The organism is Cytobacillus sp. (assembly GCF_032154635.1).
Taxonomy (GTDB): Bacteria; Bacillota; Bacilli; order Bacillales; family Cytobacillaceae; genus Cytobacillus.
The window spans coordinates 1-13,023 of record NZ_JALDXW010000044.1; the positions used below are offsets into that span (position 1 = coordinate 1).

The 13,023-nt window shown below is 37.9% G+C and carries 16 protein-coding genes; 14 read left to right on the plus strand and 2 right to left on the minus strand.

Features of this window, described 5'->3' with window-relative positions:
• The first annotated feature begins 18 nt into the window (after positions 1 to 18).
• The 8 genes from RUH74_RS20720 (at position 19) to RUH74_RS20755 (ending at position 7,999) form a co-directional block, all read left to right on the plus strand.
• Complete coding sequence (locus tag RUH74_RS20720; RefSeq protein WP_396230125.1) at positions 19 to 1,476, plus strand: aldehyde dehydrogenase family protein; 1,458 nt, start codon at positions 19 to 21, stop codon at positions 1,474 to 1,476.
• Positions 1,477 to 1,679: 203 nt separating this feature from the next.
• Complete coding sequence (locus RUH74_RS20725) at positions 1,680 to 2,000, plus strand: PadR family transcriptional regulator (RefSeq protein ID WP_313803562.1); 321 nt, start codon at positions 1,680 to 1,682, stop codon at positions 1,998 to 2,000.
• Positions 1,993 to 2,607, plus strand: a complete 615-nt coding sequence (locus RUH74_RS20730; protein WP_313803565.1) for a DUF1700 domain-containing protein — start codon at positions 1,993 to 1,995, stop codon at positions 2,605 to 2,607. Before RUH74_RS20725 ends, RUH74_RS20730 begins: the two co-directional genes overlap by 8 nt.
• Entirely contained in the window at positions 2,594 to 3,556 is a 963-nt protein-coding gene (locus tag RUH74_RS20735) for a DUF4097 family beta strand repeat-containing protein (RefSeq protein WP_313803568.1), read from the plus strand. The genes RUH74_RS20730 and RUH74_RS20735 overlap by 14 nt, the downstream gene beginning before the upstream one ends.
• A gap of 222 nt (positions 3,557 to 3,778) precedes the next feature.
• Positions 3,779 to 4,927 (plus strand): DUF418 domain-containing protein, encoded by a 1,149-nt coding sequence (locus tag RUH74_RS20740; protein ID WP_313803570.1) that lies wholly within the window; start codon positions 3,779 to 3,781, stop codon positions 4,925 to 4,927.
• A 15-nt stretch (positions 4,928 to 4,942) separates the two neighbouring features.
• Positions 4,943 to 6,052: a sensor histidine kinase gene (locus tag RUH74_RS20745; protein ID WP_313803572.1), complete on the plus strand. Its 1,110-nt coding sequence runs from the start codon at positions 4,943 to 4,945 to the stop codon at positions 6,050 to 6,052.
• Positions 6,049 to 6,654, plus strand: a complete 606-nt coding sequence (locus tag RUH74_RS20750; RefSeq protein ID WP_313803575.1) for a response regulator — start codon at positions 6,049 to 6,051, stop codon at positions 6,652 to 6,654. Before RUH74_RS20745 ends, RUH74_RS20750 begins: the two co-directional genes overlap by 4 nt.
• A 223-nt stretch (positions 6,655 to 6,877) precedes the next feature.
• Positions 6,878 to 7,999 carry a TIGR04053 family radical SAM/SPASM domain-containing protein gene (locus RUH74_RS20755; RefSeq protein ID WP_313803663.1) on the plus strand — a complete coding sequence of 374 codons (1,122 nt, stop codon included), beginning with the start codon at positions 6,878 to 6,880 and terminating at the stop codon, positions 7,997 to 7,999.
• A 75-nt stretch (positions 8,000 to 8,074) separates the two neighbouring features.
• Here the strand turns inward: RUH74_RS20755 and RUH74_RS20760 are convergent, their stop codons facing one another.
• Together RUH74_RS20760 and RUH74_RS20765 are read right to left on the minus strand one after the other, a co-directional pair.
• The gene (locus tag RUH74_RS20760) at positions 8,075 to 8,509 is read right to left on the minus strand and encodes an ImmA/IrrE family metallo-endopeptidase (RefSeq protein WP_313803578.1); all 435 of its coding nucleotides are present in this window, start codon (positions 8,507 to 8,509) and stop codon (positions 8,075 to 8,077) included.
• 18 nt (positions 8,510 to 8,527) lie between these two features.
• Positions 8,528 to 8,968 carry a helix-turn-helix domain-containing protein gene (locus tag RUH74_RS20765; RefSeq protein WP_313803580.1) on the minus strand — a complete coding sequence of 147 codons (441 nt, stop codon included), beginning with the start codon at positions 8,966 to 8,968 and terminating at the stop codon, positions 8,528 to 8,530.
• Positions 8,969 to 9,205: 237 nt separating this feature from the next.
• Between RUH74_RS20765 and RUH74_RS20770 the strand changes: the two genes are divergently transcribed.
• The 6 genes from RUH74_RS20770 to RUH74_RS20795 all read left to right on the plus strand — a co-directional run bounded on the left by RUH74_RS20770 (position 9,206) and on the right by RUH74_RS20795 (position 12,960).
• Positions 9,206 to 9,664, plus strand: coding sequence for a helix-turn-helix domain-containing protein (locus tag RUH74_RS20770; RefSeq protein ID WP_313803583.1), 459 nt, complete (start codon positions 9,206 to 9,208; stop codon positions 9,662 to 9,664).
• Positions 9,665 to 10,183: 519 nt separating this feature from the next.
• Positions 10,184 to 10,609 carry a phage tail terminator family protein gene (locus RUH74_RS20775; protein WP_313803586.1) on the plus strand — a complete coding sequence of 142 codons (426 nt, stop codon included), beginning with the start codon at positions 10,184 to 10,186 and terminating at the stop codon, positions 10,607 to 10,609.
• Positions 10,602 to 10,772, plus strand: coding sequence for a hypothetical protein (locus RUH74_RS20780; RefSeq protein ID WP_313803588.1), 171 nt, complete (start codon positions 10,602 to 10,604; stop codon positions 10,770 to 10,772). Before RUH74_RS20775 ends, RUH74_RS20780 begins: the two co-directional genes overlap by 8 nt.
• Positions 10,772 to 12,088, plus strand: coding sequence for a phage tail sheath family protein (locus RUH74_RS20785; RefSeq protein ID WP_313803591.1), 1,317 nt, complete (start codon positions 10,772 to 10,774; stop codon positions 12,086 to 12,088). Before RUH74_RS20780 ends, RUH74_RS20785 begins: the two co-directional genes overlap by 1 nt.
• Before the next feature lies 1 nt (position 12,089).
• Complete coding sequence (locus RUH74_RS20790; protein WP_053478964.1) at positions 12,090 to 12,551, plus strand: phage tail tube protein; 462 nt, start codon at positions 12,090 to 12,092, stop codon at positions 12,549 to 12,551.
• Positions 12,552 to 12,564: 13 nt separating this feature from the next.
• Entirely contained in the window at positions 12,565 to 12,960 is a 396-nt protein-coding gene (locus RUH74_RS20795; RefSeq protein WP_142108101.1) for a phage tail assembly chaperone, read from the plus strand.
• Positions 12,961 to 13,023: the final 63 nt, after the last annotated feature.

The following is a 13,023-nucleotide window of genomic DNA, read 5'->3' on the forward strand; positions in this document are numbered from 1 at the left end:
GCGGAAGGGGAATATAAAGTGAACGCTGCAGATGTGAATGTGTATGGCTGTTTTATTGGCGGGGAATGGGTTGTGCCAGATGAAGCGAATTTAATAAAAGTGAAGAATCCTGCAGATGGCTCAACGATTGCTTTCGTTCCAAGGGGGAATAAGGAAGAAATTGATCGGGCTGTTAAAGAAGCTAAAAATGCGTTTTCCTCATTAGAATGGAAATCACTCCAGCCATATAAACGAGGGCAGCTTCTCTATCAGATTGCTGAGATAATCCGTGAAAATAAAGATGAGTTTGCTAGATTAGAAACAATGGATGTGGGAAAACCAATTGCGCAATCAGAAACGGATGTAGAAATTGCCGCCCGTTATTTTGAGTTTTATGCGGGGGTTGCTGACAAAATTTTAGGAGAAACGATTCCAATTGAAGCGGGAATTATTGATTATACGGTCCGAGAACCACTTGGTATTGTTGGACATATTATTCCATGGAATTATCCGCTGCAAATTGCAGCAAGGAGCATTGCGATTTCGATTGCAACAGGGAATGCAGCTATACTTAAGCCTGCTGAGGATACACCGCTAACAACACTAAAGCTTGTTGAAGTCATTGAACCGCTTGGACTTCCAAAAGGGATTATTAATGTCGTAACAGGCTATGGCCATGAAGCAGGTGCGGCACTCTCTTCACATCCAGGTATAAACCATATTACATTTACCGGTTCGGTGGAGACTGGAAAAAGAGTGATGGAGTCGGCGGCCCAAAATATTGTCCCTGTTACACTGGAACTTGGAGGAAAGTCCCCAAATATTGTGTTTGCCGATTGCAATGAGGAAAATGCATTAGAATGGGTGATGCGTTCGATTGTCCAAAATGCCGGACAAACCTGCTCAGCGGGATCTCGTTTAGTTATTGAAAAAACAATTAAGAACGATTTTGTTCGAAAATTAGCAGCGAAAATGGAGAGTCTCTCGATTGGACCAGGGATGGCCAACCATGATTTAGGACCGGTGCTTTCCCAAAAACAGTTTGAACGAATCAAAGGCTTTATTGATCTTGCTACGAAAGATGGAATCACAATCGCAACTGGCGGGCAGCGTGCTTTTATTAAAGGGTGTGAATCTGGATATTATATGCAGCCAACAATTCTAGATAACGTCCCACCCTCCCATCACCTCGCACAAGAAGAAATTTTTGGTCCTGTTCTAACAGTTACGACTTTTGAAACTGAGGAAGAGGCAATTGAACTAGCGAATGGGACCCCATATGGTCTTGTTGCAGGCGTATGGACTGAAAATGCCGGCCGTGCCCATCGTGTAGCAAATGAGCTTCAGTGCGGCCAAGTATTCATCAATCATTACGGTGCTGGCGGGGGCATTGCCCAGCCATTTGGCGGATACAAAAAAAGCGGTTTTGGAAGAGAGAAAGGATTAGAAGCGATACGGAACTATACACAGGTGAAAAATATTGCCCTAAAATATTAAAAAACTGAAATATAAGCGAAATAAAAGGAGGACACGATTATATAGGATTGTGTTCTCCTTTTTTTAATCATTTCTTGTTAAAGTGGAGAAATTTATCAGCAATATACGTTGACACAACATATTATACGTCATATAATATCTCTGACACTAATACTATACGGTATATAATATGGGCTAATGTATAATACGTGGAGGTGTACTTTATGTCATTTCAGCTTGGCTCCTCTTTGCTTGATGCTTGTGTCCTTGCCATATTAGCGAAGGAGGATGCATACGGGTATTCTCTTACACAGCAAGTGCGCGAGGTAATGGATATATCGGAATCGACGCTATACCCTGTTTTGCGGAGGCTGCAAAAAGGAGAGTTTTTAACAACCTATGATCAGCCTTTTCAAGGAAGAAATCGCCGGTATTATCAATTAACCGCAAGCGGTCGCTCCAAGTATGAGGAGCTGCTTGAAGAGTGGAAAGATTATAAGGAAAAAATTGATTCAGTCCTATTAGGGGGAATAAATCATGAGTAGAGAAGAATATATAAGGGAGCTTCGGCGCAAGCTTAAAAAATTACCGAACAAAGAGGTAGAAGCTGCCTTGGATTTTTATAATGAATACTTTGAAGAGGCCGGAGAAGATAATACGGAAAATGCAATTGCATATCTAGGTTCTCCAGCCCTCGTTGCATCACAAATTTTAGCTGAATACGCTATAAAAGATTTAGACAATGAATCGAGTACAGCAAAAAAAGGGCTGTCAGCTGTGTGGCTCATCATTCTAGCTATTCTCGCATCACCGATTGCTTTGCCATTGCTATTACTTGTTTTTTGTCTTGTATTTACTGTAGTACTGCTTTGTGGAAGCTTTTTATTAACCTTCTTCCTTCTGAATGTATCTCTTGCTTTAGCTGGAATTGCGAGCATAGTTGCAGGGTTTGCTGTAATTACACAGCATTGGCAAACGTCTCTTTTCTTTATTGGCATGGGATTAACCGCTTCTGGAATAGGAATTCTTTTATTCCCTCCACTTGTATTAGTTACAAAGAATATCAGTCATTCATTAGCCAAATGGCTGAAAAGGCTTTTCGACAAAATCACACGCAGACGTAAGGAGGGAAAGTACAATGAAAACTTCTAGAAAAACATTGACGATCATTGCGAGCTGCATGATTGTGGTGGGAATTATTCTTGGCGTGGCTGGCTTATCAGCAGGGGCAAGGTTTGCCATTACTAATACGAAGAATGGCTTTCAAGTAATTGGACCAGAGGATCGGATAACGGAAGAATTTTCTCTGCCTTCCTTTGCAAATATAAAGGCTGATTTCAAAGATGTGGATGTAGAGATCATTCCCTCATCCGAATATAAACTCGAAATAAAGACATTAAAAGGAATAGAGGTTACACATGAAGTTAAGAATGACACACTAATTCTAACAAGTGAAGATCAAAAGTCTGGCCCGAAAATTTCCCTTAATTTTACTTTAACGAGCATTCCGCAGCCAACTATTAAGATTTATGTTCCAAGCGACGCGAAATTCTCTGATATCTCAATAGTGAACCAATTTGGCGATACTCGCTTAGATAAGATGAAAGTGGATAAAATGGACATTCATTCGAACGACGGGGATATTACAATCAAGAAATTGCAATCTAATGAATTAACAATTAAAAATGGATTTGGAGATATTTCTGGAAGCAAGGTGAAAACAGAAAAGTTACACGTGGAAATGAATGATGGCGATGCAGAAATTAATGGGATAGAAGCTGCTTCAACTGTTTTTAATAATAAGTTTGGCGATATTACCCTCAGAGAATTTTCAAGTCAAGGGCTTACAATGAAGAGCAATGATGGAGATATTGACATTCAAGGTAAGCTTCTAGGAAACACTGTTATTCATTCGAGCTTTGGTGACATTGATTTGAAGCTTTCTAATAAAGAATCAGAGCTTAGCTATACAATTCGCAATCAATTTGGCGATATTTCAATTAATGATAATAATTTTGAAGGAAAGGCAATGAATAAGGCAAATACAGAACATAAGCTAGAAATCGTTTCCAATGATGGAGATGTTCAAGTTGATTTTTAAATACATTAGGATCCGAGTCTCTTTGATGAGATCTCGGATTTTTTAATTTATGGAGTTTTACATAAATCATTAGATTTAAAAGTGGACGTGCTCCCATAAGCAGGTCTATTTTTTTTCTTGTATGACACCTGTCATAAAAAACTCCTGATATGTGTGAATATTGATTGCTATTTCCCGGAGCTACAATAAAGTTATCACAATCTGGAAAGGAATTGGATAGTCATGAATGTAAACAACAAACGGATTCGTTTACTAGATATTCTAAGGGGATTTGCCGTGCTTGGGACTTTAGGAACAAATATCTGGATCTTTGCGTACTTAGGGGACCTGTCTTATATTTTCACATATGACCATTCTGCATGGTGGGAGTCCGTTCAAGATTTTATCAGGATATTTATTTTATTTTTGGTGAATGGTAAGCTGCTTGGATTACTTACTATTATGTTTGGGGTAGGTCTCGAATTAAAATACCAGCAGTCTTTAAGAAAAGGGAATGCTTGGCCAGGTGTTTATTTATGGACTTCCTTTATTCTAATGATGGAGGGATTTATTCATTTCACACTAGTCATGGAATACGATATCTTAATGAGCTATGGGGTAACGGCGATCATTGTTTCCTTTATTGTAAAGGGCGGTGACCGGGTGATCGTGAGGGCGATGAAGATCATTGGAGGACTTCACGGCGGTTTTATGCTGCTGCTTTTAGCGCAAGGAATGGCTCTTGGATTTTCAGCGTCGAATGTATCATTTGGAGATATGAAAGAAATCGTATTTCTTTATCAAAATGGAAGCTGGATAGAGCAGATTCAATATCGTCTATTAAATTTTGTATATTTACGTACAGAGGTTATTTTTGTTATTCCTATGAATATATTTCTCTTTTTGCTTGGCGTTCGTCTCATGAGATCCGGTGTCTTTGCCCCAGATGAAAATGGCAAGCGACAGAGGAGAAAGTTATTTAAATTAGGCTTGTTTGTAGGCCTTCCGCTAAATTTGCTCATCTTTGTGCCAGGAGGCATTTTTGATTTCCCGGTGCGTTATCTATTTGCACCTATATTATCTTTAGGTTATTTAGCATTTATTGCTAAAATAGTAGAAGAAACCCAATCCTTTTGGCTATGGGGCAAGCTTGAAAATGTGGGAAAGATGTCGCTTAGCTGCTATGTTATGCAAAATATCATTGCTTCCATTGTTTTTTACGGCTGGGGCATCGGGCTGGGCGGAAAGGTAGATTCCCTAGCGATTGTTCTTATTTGGCTGTTTATTAGCTCACTTCAAGTTATTTTTGCAAATAAGTGGCTTCAGCATTATAAGTTTGGTCCTATGGAAGCAGCTAGAAGATATACTTCAAGATTAGTAGGAACGAAATAAAAGGAGTTCATCATAATGCTTAAAAAGCTTTATCCTCTCGATCAGATTCAAAAGTATTTGCTTATTGATATGATTGCTATAGTGGTATTAATTTATAAAGTTAGCATTACGAATGGAGCAATGGGGTATCCAGGGCAGTTTTTATTAGTTGTTTTGTATTTAATAAGCTTTTATATCTGTCTGTGGCATAAGGATTGGCGGCTGCCTGCAGCTAGTTTTGCAGGCTGCCTCATTCTTATGCTATTAGCTGTTTATGTGGATAAATGGATTTTACTTTTTGGCTTTATTTTTGCTGATTTGCTTGGAAGAGCAGAACGTAAGCTAGATCTTGGCATCGGGATCATTGGCATTGCAGTGATGTATATTTTATTCGGTTTATTAACAGCAGATAGCCTATTTGCAATGATCAAAACGCTGCATTTCCCCTTTATGATTGTACAGATGCTTTTGCCGGTAGTTATTTTTATAAGTAAAAAGGCAAATGTTCTTCAAGAGGAACTTGATACGGCAAATGCTCAGCTTATTTTGGAGAAGGAGAGGCAGCGAATTGCGAGGGATTTACATGATACACTAGGGCAAACATTAACGATGATAAAACTGAAAAGCGAGTTAACAAAGAGGTTAATTGAAAAAGATGCAGACAAGGCAAAGCAGGAGTTAGATGATATTTTAAATACATCCCGTTTTGCGTTAAAGCAAGTTCGGGAACTCGTTTCAGATATGAAGTTTGTCTCGCTTAAAGAAGAAATTGATCAATCACAAAAAGTCTTACAAACCGCAGGCATTGCTATGATGCATAAGAAGGAAGAGCGGTTGCCGTTATTAACGAATGTTGCTGAAACAATGCTGGCACTTTCTATAAGGGAAGCAATTACGAATATTGTCAAGCATAGCAAGGCTACCCATTGTACACTTTCTATATATGAAGAAAATGGATATTATTGCATTCAAGTAATAGATGACGGCAATGGTCAATTAAAGGAAGGAAAAGGAAATGGAATACAGTCCATTAAGGAACGGATCGATGTGCTACAAGGACACTGTGACATTCATGATAATCCTCAAGGTGGCTGCATGATCACATTGAGGGTACCAATTCATGTGAATGGGAGGAAAATGAAGTGATTAGAGTTGTAATTGCAGAAGATCAGCAAATGCTTCGTGGTGCATTAGCTTCTTTATTAAAGCTCGAGAATGATATCGAAGTCGTAGCCGAAGCAGCAGATGGCTTGGCGGCATGGGATGCGATTATGAAATATCAGCCTGATGTGTGTTTATTGGATATTGAAATGCCTTCCATGTCAGGTCTTGAAATTGCAAAAAAACTGAAGCAAGAGAATCATTTATCAAAGGTAATTATCGTGACTACATTTGCTCGATCAGGCTATTTACAAAAAGCAATGGATGCCCAAGTAGATGGTTATTTATTAAAAGATGAACCAATCGATTTCCTAATTGAAGCTATTCGTAAAGTGAATAGGGGTGAACATGTATTAAGTAATGACTTAACTGCAGCATTATTTTTAAAGGAGGTCAATCCATTAACTGAAAGGGAAATGGATGTACTCCGTCTTGCGAAGGAAGGAATGACGACAAGAGAAATTGTTAGTGCCTTATATCTCACAGATGGAACGGTCAGAAATTATTTGTCCTCTGCTATTCAAAAACTAGAGGTTGCAACGAGACAGCAGGCAATTGAGAAGGCGAAAAATAAAGGATGGATATAAAATGATCTAGTATTTAAACTGCTAATTAAAAAATGTGAATAAATCGTGAATTCAAATTGTATCACTACATGCCGTAATGTCAGATTTGTATTATTTTCAGCATACATACGTACGTAAGTAGAATTAGTGAACTCTATTAAAAGGCGAATCAAGATGCATTATATTACCTGTATAGGTATTCAAACATATTATAAGTAAAGTATGGTGAAAAATAATGCATCCAATGATTGATTACAATGAAAATCCATTTATCGTAATTTGGGAAACAACGAGAGCATGTCAGCTGAAATGTGTACATTGCAGAGCTGAGGCACAAACAACTCCCCATCCTGATGAGTTATCACATGAAGAAGGAATAAATCTAATTGATCAAATTTACGAAATGAATAATCCCATGCTCGTGTTTACAGGCGGGGACTGTATGATGAGGGAGGATCTTTATAAGCTTGCAGACTATGCAGTGAAAAAAGGCATGCGAGTTTCGATGACGCCGAGTGCTACTCCTAATGTAACGAAGGAAAAAATGATGATGGCTAAAGAAGTAGGCTTATCCAGATGGGGATTTAGCCTTGATGGGCCTACACCAGAAATTCATGATTTTTTTCGTGGAACGCCAGGTTCATTTGATTTAACCGTTGAAAAGATTCAGTATTTGAATGAACTACATATGTCACATCAAATTAATACAGTGATAAATAGGTACAATTATGATCATCTTGAAGAAATGGCTGAGCTGGTAAAGGAACTGAAGGCGGTTGTGTGGTATGTATTCACTCTCGTTCCGACTGGCAGAGGACAAATGAAGGATTGCATTACACCTGCTGAGCATGAAAAAGTATTCCGCTGGCTGTATGACTTAAGCAAAACTGCTCCTTATGATATTAAAACAACTGCCTCACAGCATTACCGCCGAGTCGTTCTGCAAGAAAAGGTGCGCGAAAAGGCTTTAAGCAAAGGAAATATTCGCTATGAAGACACGATTACAAAAGACATGGCATTTATGGTGGATGGATTAAAACGTGCGCCACGGGGTGTGAATGATGGAAACGGCTTTGCCTTCGTATCACACATAGGTGATGTGTACCCAAGCGGACTGCTGCCAATAAAAGCAGGAAATATTAAAGAAACTCCATTAAAAGAGATTTACAGGGATTCGAAAATTTTCAAAGAATTACGTGATCCCAATAATTATAAAGGAAAGTGCGGAGTTTGTGAGTATCGCTTTGTCTGTGGCGGTTCTCGTTCAAGAGCCTATGCAGTAACAGGTGATTATTTAGAAAGTGAACCGTTTTGTGTCTATATTCCTGAAGCATTAAGGAATAAAAAGGATCAGATTCGAAATTAATAACCATAAAGAACGATCGTACGAAAAGACGTACGATCGTTCTTTCTAGTTATTTCGATCTTTAGCCGACTACCTCTAATACTTTTTTAAATGAATAATCTCTGAAGGTACGCCGTAAGTTGCAGAGGCATCGTAAATAGTAGTGGTATTGTTCTTATTTTCATATAAAAACTCATCTGGTATTAAGATTTCAACGGCAAAGATATCCGCCTCAACCTCTATCTTATCTAATGAAAAAAGTGTGTTTTTCCTTAAGAAAGGAGTATTTACCCTTGGATGCAGGATGGCGTGTCCTAATTCGTGTGCACATATATATTTCTGCATCTCATTGTCTAAATTGTTATTAATAAAAATATATTTATTTCTTTTATCATATTTATAAAAGCCCAAAATTTCCTCATGTAAATCCCATGGAATAATGTGTATCTTCTTTAAAGATGCAAGCTCGAATGGGTCAGAAGTTTTGTGCTTTTTCTTTATTTCATTAACTATTGTTTTGATCCATCCCAATGATATCGCCTCGCATCCCTACTCATTCTCTTTTCTGTATTTATGAGGAACGTATTTTTTGTTAATCCGTTGTGTTTGGCGAACAGCATACTCCATTGCCTCTAATAGTGATTCGATTGCCTCAGGGCTCATAGGCTCTCCATTAAAACTTAATCCGTCTTCACTAGTTAGATCATTTTTGATTTTTTCCATTCGTTTTGCAATGTCTTTTTCGTCCTTTTCAGAAAGAGGCGATAGGTTAGAAGAAACATACATTGTGTCTTCAGAATGGCCAATCAAATCATTCATAGGAATATTGAAAAACTCACAAATTTTATCGAGCATGTCAAAGCGTGGTTTTGCTATATCATTTTCCCAAGAATTATATCGCCCCCTTTTTATCCCCAGCTTGTCAGCAACTTCATATTGACTTAGCCCTTTTTTATTGCGAAGGCTTTTTAGACTTTGTCCAAGAGTCATCGTGGTCTCACCTCTAATGAAAAATAAATTATCCGTTTCCGGTTGACGGATAATATTTTTATCCGATATAATCTAATTACCTACTCTAAAGAAGTTTATCAGTAATCTAATTACCACAAAAATGATAATTTTATTATCTAATATTTATTATAGGAATATTTAATTATCCGGTCAACTTGTTTTGATTTTTTTTTTTAGGGGGTTGGATAAATAAATTATCAATAGGAGGGCATATCAATGAATTGTAATGAAATTGAAAAACTAATTTATGATTATCATTGGTTACGTAAGGAAGTGAGTCGATTAGAAAAAATTATTTTTGGATTTTCTGTACCAATAAAAAGTATCGGGGTCACTCAATATGGAATAGAAGCAGCCATGCCAAAAGGGAGTTTACTAAAGAGTCAAGCAGAATTAGAAGCGTTGGATGTGAGAGAGAGACGATTATATAAGCGGTTAAACATGTATCGAAAAAAAGTATTTGCGGTTGAAAAAATTGCTGAACTTTATTTAGTCGATGACCAAGAGCTTACATTGATGGATTGCATGATGGAAGGCATGAGCTACCGAGCCATTGCAGCTCATTTAGGACTTTCCAGAGAAAAAGTACGAACCTTAAAAAATGAAATGATCGACCATATCCACCAAAATTGCCACTTCTTGCATGAGTTGAAAGAGGATAAATCTAGTGTGTAAAATGAGGTCAAGGCGAGTGATCATCACGATTGCCACTTTTTTTAAGAAATAGAACTTGATTCTTTAGGAAAAAGAAAAAAGCGGTCACGTAAAAAGAAGATGAAACCAGTTTCTTGAAGAAAAAGGAAAAAACGGTCACGTAAAAATTAGTATACTGTAGAATGAAGCACTTGCTTATGTTAAAAGTAAGTGCTTTTTATTATGGAATCGTGCTTAAGCAAAATTACGAATTACTCGAACCATATCTGCCAAACCAGCCACTTTACGCATGAGTTGAAACAGAAGAAATTTGCAGTGTAAAATGAGGTCAAGGGATGAAGCAAGCATCTTCCATATTAAAAAATTGTTTGTAAAGAGCACTTACTAAATAAAAAAGTAGGTGCTTTTTTATTTGCCGTTTATTATTGTCGGCGTTAGAGAACTTACTTGAAGGGAGGTGATTAAATAATGAAAAAATCTTTACAAATCAACTCATAATTTTTGGAGTTGATAAATGATGCAACAGAGAGGAGGGAGTGAATGATCACCATAAATGAAATGCGAAAGGCAGTAATGGCAACTTTAAAGACTTATTTTTCTTCAATAACTATACATGAAGAGCAAAAACAAGGCGTTGAGGGGCCTTGTTTTTTTGTTAAGCTGCTTTCGACTAAACAAATAAAGGAAATCAACAGGCGATATAAGCGGAGCCATTCCTTTGATATCATCTATTTACCTAGTTCAGCGAACACAATCGAGGAAATAGATGCAATTGCTGAACAGCTGTACCGGTATTTAGAGTATATCGATTTAAAAGGAAGCTTAGTCCATGCATTAAACATGAGGCACGAAATCATTGAAGGGGTTTTTCACTTTTTTGTTGATTACGACTTTTATGTTGTAAAGGAGAAAACCAATCAAATTAAGATGCAAAAGCTTGAACAGGAGGAATTTGTCCATGATTAAACCAAAGAATAAGGCAGGCTTTTCAAAAGAGCAGTTTCTAAATTCGGATCGCTTTGCCGATAAAAGGGATTTACTTCAAACAGTACTTAAGGATGATGAAAAATATACGGCGGAACAAGCTGATAAATTAATCAGCGCTTTTTTAAAAAAGGAGGCTAAATAATGGCAGGCGGCACTTATACAGCGATGAATAAAGTAAGACCGGGTGTATACATCAATTTTGAAAGCGAACCGAAACCATTAGGTTCACTTGGTGAGAGAGGCATTGTTACATTTGCCCTTCCTCTTAGCTGGGGGGTGGAAAAAGAAGTGCTTGAGATTGAAGCAGGTGAAAATGTTAGAGCGAAGCTAGGGTATAGCATCACAGATCCAGAGCTATTACTTGTTCGCGAGGCATTGAAACGAGCGAAGAAAGTGCTTCTTTATCGATTGAATGAAGGAACAAAGGCGACAGCAACTGCAGATACCCTAACGATTACAGCAAAATATAGCGGGGTTAGAGGAAATGATATCTCGATTGCAGTTCAAAAAAACATTGATGATGCGACTAAATTTGATGTCCAAACACTTGTTGAGGGTGCTGAAATGGATTTACAAACGGTAGAATCCATCGAGCAGCTGCATTCCAATGATTGGGTAACTTTTAACGGAACGGGAGTCTTGACCGAAACAGCAGGAATTTCTTTGGCAAATGGATCAGACGGCATTGCCACGAATCAGGATCATTTAGATTATTTAAGTGCCATTGAGGTTTTTGAATTTAACACGATTGGATTAACAGCAGCCGATACCATACTGAAATCACTATATAGCTCATTTGTAAATCGCTTACGTAGTGATGAAGGCGTTAAGGTTCAGCTTGTTGTTGAAAATTATCCAATAGCTGACGGGGAAGGCGTCATCAGTGTGAAAAATGGAGTGATTCTATCCGATGGAACAGCACTATCCGCTAACCAAGCAGTAGCATGGGTGGCTGGTGCAACTGCGGCAGCTGACGTTAATGAATCTCTAACCTACCAGGCCTATGATGATGCAGTAGATGCTGAGCCTCGATATACCAATTCACAAATTGAAGCAGCATTAAAGAATGGCGAGTTTGTATTTGTTCAAAGCAATGGCCTTGCGATGGTCGAGCAGGATATTAATACGCTTAAAAGCTTTTCACCGAAGAAGGGCAAACATTTTTCAAAGAATCGTGTCATTCGTGTGCTTGACGGCATTAATCAAGATATTAAACGAATCTTTGAAAAGTTCTACATTGGAAAAGTAGACAATCATGCTGATGGCCGCAACCTTTTACGTAATGAATTGAACAACTATTTATTAATGCTGCAAAATGTTAATGCCATTCAAAACTTTGATGCGCAAAGGGATGTCACAATCCAAGCAGGCAGCGATTCGGACAGTGTTTATGTTGAAGTACATGTGCAGCCAGTAGACTCGATTGAGAAAATTTATATGAAAGTACAGGTGAAGTAATATGGCATTTTTACAAGCAAGAGATGCGATCTCTGGACAGGAAGGAAGAGCTTACGCAACCATTAATGGCAATGTGGAAGAAATGTTCTATGTTAAAACGCTAGAGGCGACCGTTGAAAAGCAAAAATCAGAAATGAAAGCTCTTGGCCGAAGAGGAACGCAGCACAAAGCGACTGGATGGAACGGCACAGGAAGTATGACTATTTACTATGTGACGACACGATTCCGCCAGCTGATGCTTGATTATATTAAGACCGGAAAAGATGTCTATTTTGACATTCAAATTGTGAATGAAGATCCTACATCAAGTATCGGAAGACAAACCGTCGTCTTAAAAAATGTTAACTTAGACAACGTGATCATGGCAAAGGTTGACACAGAAAGTGAATTTCTTGAAGAAGAAACAAATTTCACTTTTGATGATGTGGATATTTTGGAGAGTTTTGTAGCACCAACAAATTAAGGGGGAAAAGAAGATGAGTAAACTGCAGGCATTTTTTTCTCAAAATGTTAAGTGTAATAAACAGCTAGATGTGATTATTTCTGAGAGATTTATTGATGAAAACGGTAAACTAATCCCTTGGAAAATTCGCTCGATGAGTGAAAAAGAGAATGAATTAATTAGAAAAAATACACCACGTGATAAAAAAGGGAATATTGATGGGGAATCCTACGCTGCCAAGCTTGTTACCGAAAGCGTTGTTTTTCCTAACTTAAAGGATCCTGATCTTCAAAAGTCTTATGGTGTTATGGGGGCTGAGGATTTACTTAAAGAAATGCTTTTATCTGGTGAGTATTCAAGGCTTTGCCAAAAGGTACAAGAAGCAAACGGATTTGATATCAATGAAATGATTCAATACGCAAAAAACTAATCAAGGAGGGCGATGCAGATGCAAATTATGCATACTATGCCCTCCATAAGCTCCGCATTCTTC

What these genes read in the sequence shown, in the direction of transcription:
- RUH74_RS20765 (WP_313803580.1), bottom strand. Translation starts at nt 8,968, where the DNA reads ATGACTCTTGGACAAAGTCTAAAAAGCCTTCGCAATAAAAAAGGGCTA.
- RUH74_RS20780 (WP_313803588.1), top strand. Translation starts at nt 10,602, where the DNA reads ATGATTAAACCAAAGAATAAGGCAGGCTTTTCAAAAGAGCAGTTTCTA.
- RUH74_RS20755 (WP_313803663.1), top strand. Translation starts at nt 6,878, where the DNA reads ATGATTGATTACAATGAAAATCCATTTATCGTAATTTGGGAAACAACG.
- RUH74_RS20730 (WP_313803565.1), top strand. Translation starts at nt 1,993, where the DNA reads ATGAGTAGAGAAGAATATATAAGGGAGCTTCGGCGCAAGCTTAAAAAA.
- RUH74_RS20740 (WP_313803570.1), top strand. Translation starts at nt 3,779, where the DNA reads ATGAATGTAAACAACAAACGGATTCGTTTACTAGATATTCTAAGGGGA.
- RUH74_RS20775 (WP_313803586.1), top strand. Translation starts at nt 10,184, where the DNA reads ATGATCACCATAAATGAAATGCGAAAGGCAGTAATGGCAACTTTAAAG.
- RUH74_RS20735 (WP_313803568.1), top strand. Translation starts at nt 2,594, where the DNA reads ATGAAAACTTCTAGAAAAACATTGACGATCATTGCGAGCTGCATGATT.
- RUH74_RS20785 (WP_313803591.1), top strand. Translation starts at nt 10,772, where the DNA reads ATGGCAGGCGGCACTTATACAGCGATGAATAAAGTAAGACCGGGTGTA.
- RUH74_RS20770 (WP_313803583.1), top strand. Translation starts at nt 9,206, where the DNA reads ATGAATTGTAATGAAATTGAAAAACTAATTTATGATTATCATTGGTTA.
- RUH74_RS20745 (WP_313803572.1), top strand. Translation starts at nt 4,943, where the DNA reads ATGCTTAAAAAGCTTTATCCTCTCGATCAGATTCAAAAGTATTTGCTT.
- RUH74_RS20790 (WP_053478964.1), top strand. Translation starts at nt 12,090, where the DNA reads ATGGCATTTTTACAAGCAAGAGATGCGATCTCTGGACAGGAAGGAAGA.
- RUH74_RS20795 (WP_142108101.1), top strand. Translation starts at nt 12,565, where the DNA reads ATGAGTAAACTGCAGGCATTTTTTTCTCAAAATGTTAAGTGTAATAAA.
- RUH74_RS20725 (WP_313803562.1), top strand. Translation starts at nt 1,680, where the DNA reads ATGTCATTTCAGCTTGGCTCCTCTTTGCTTGATGCTTGTGTCCTTGCC.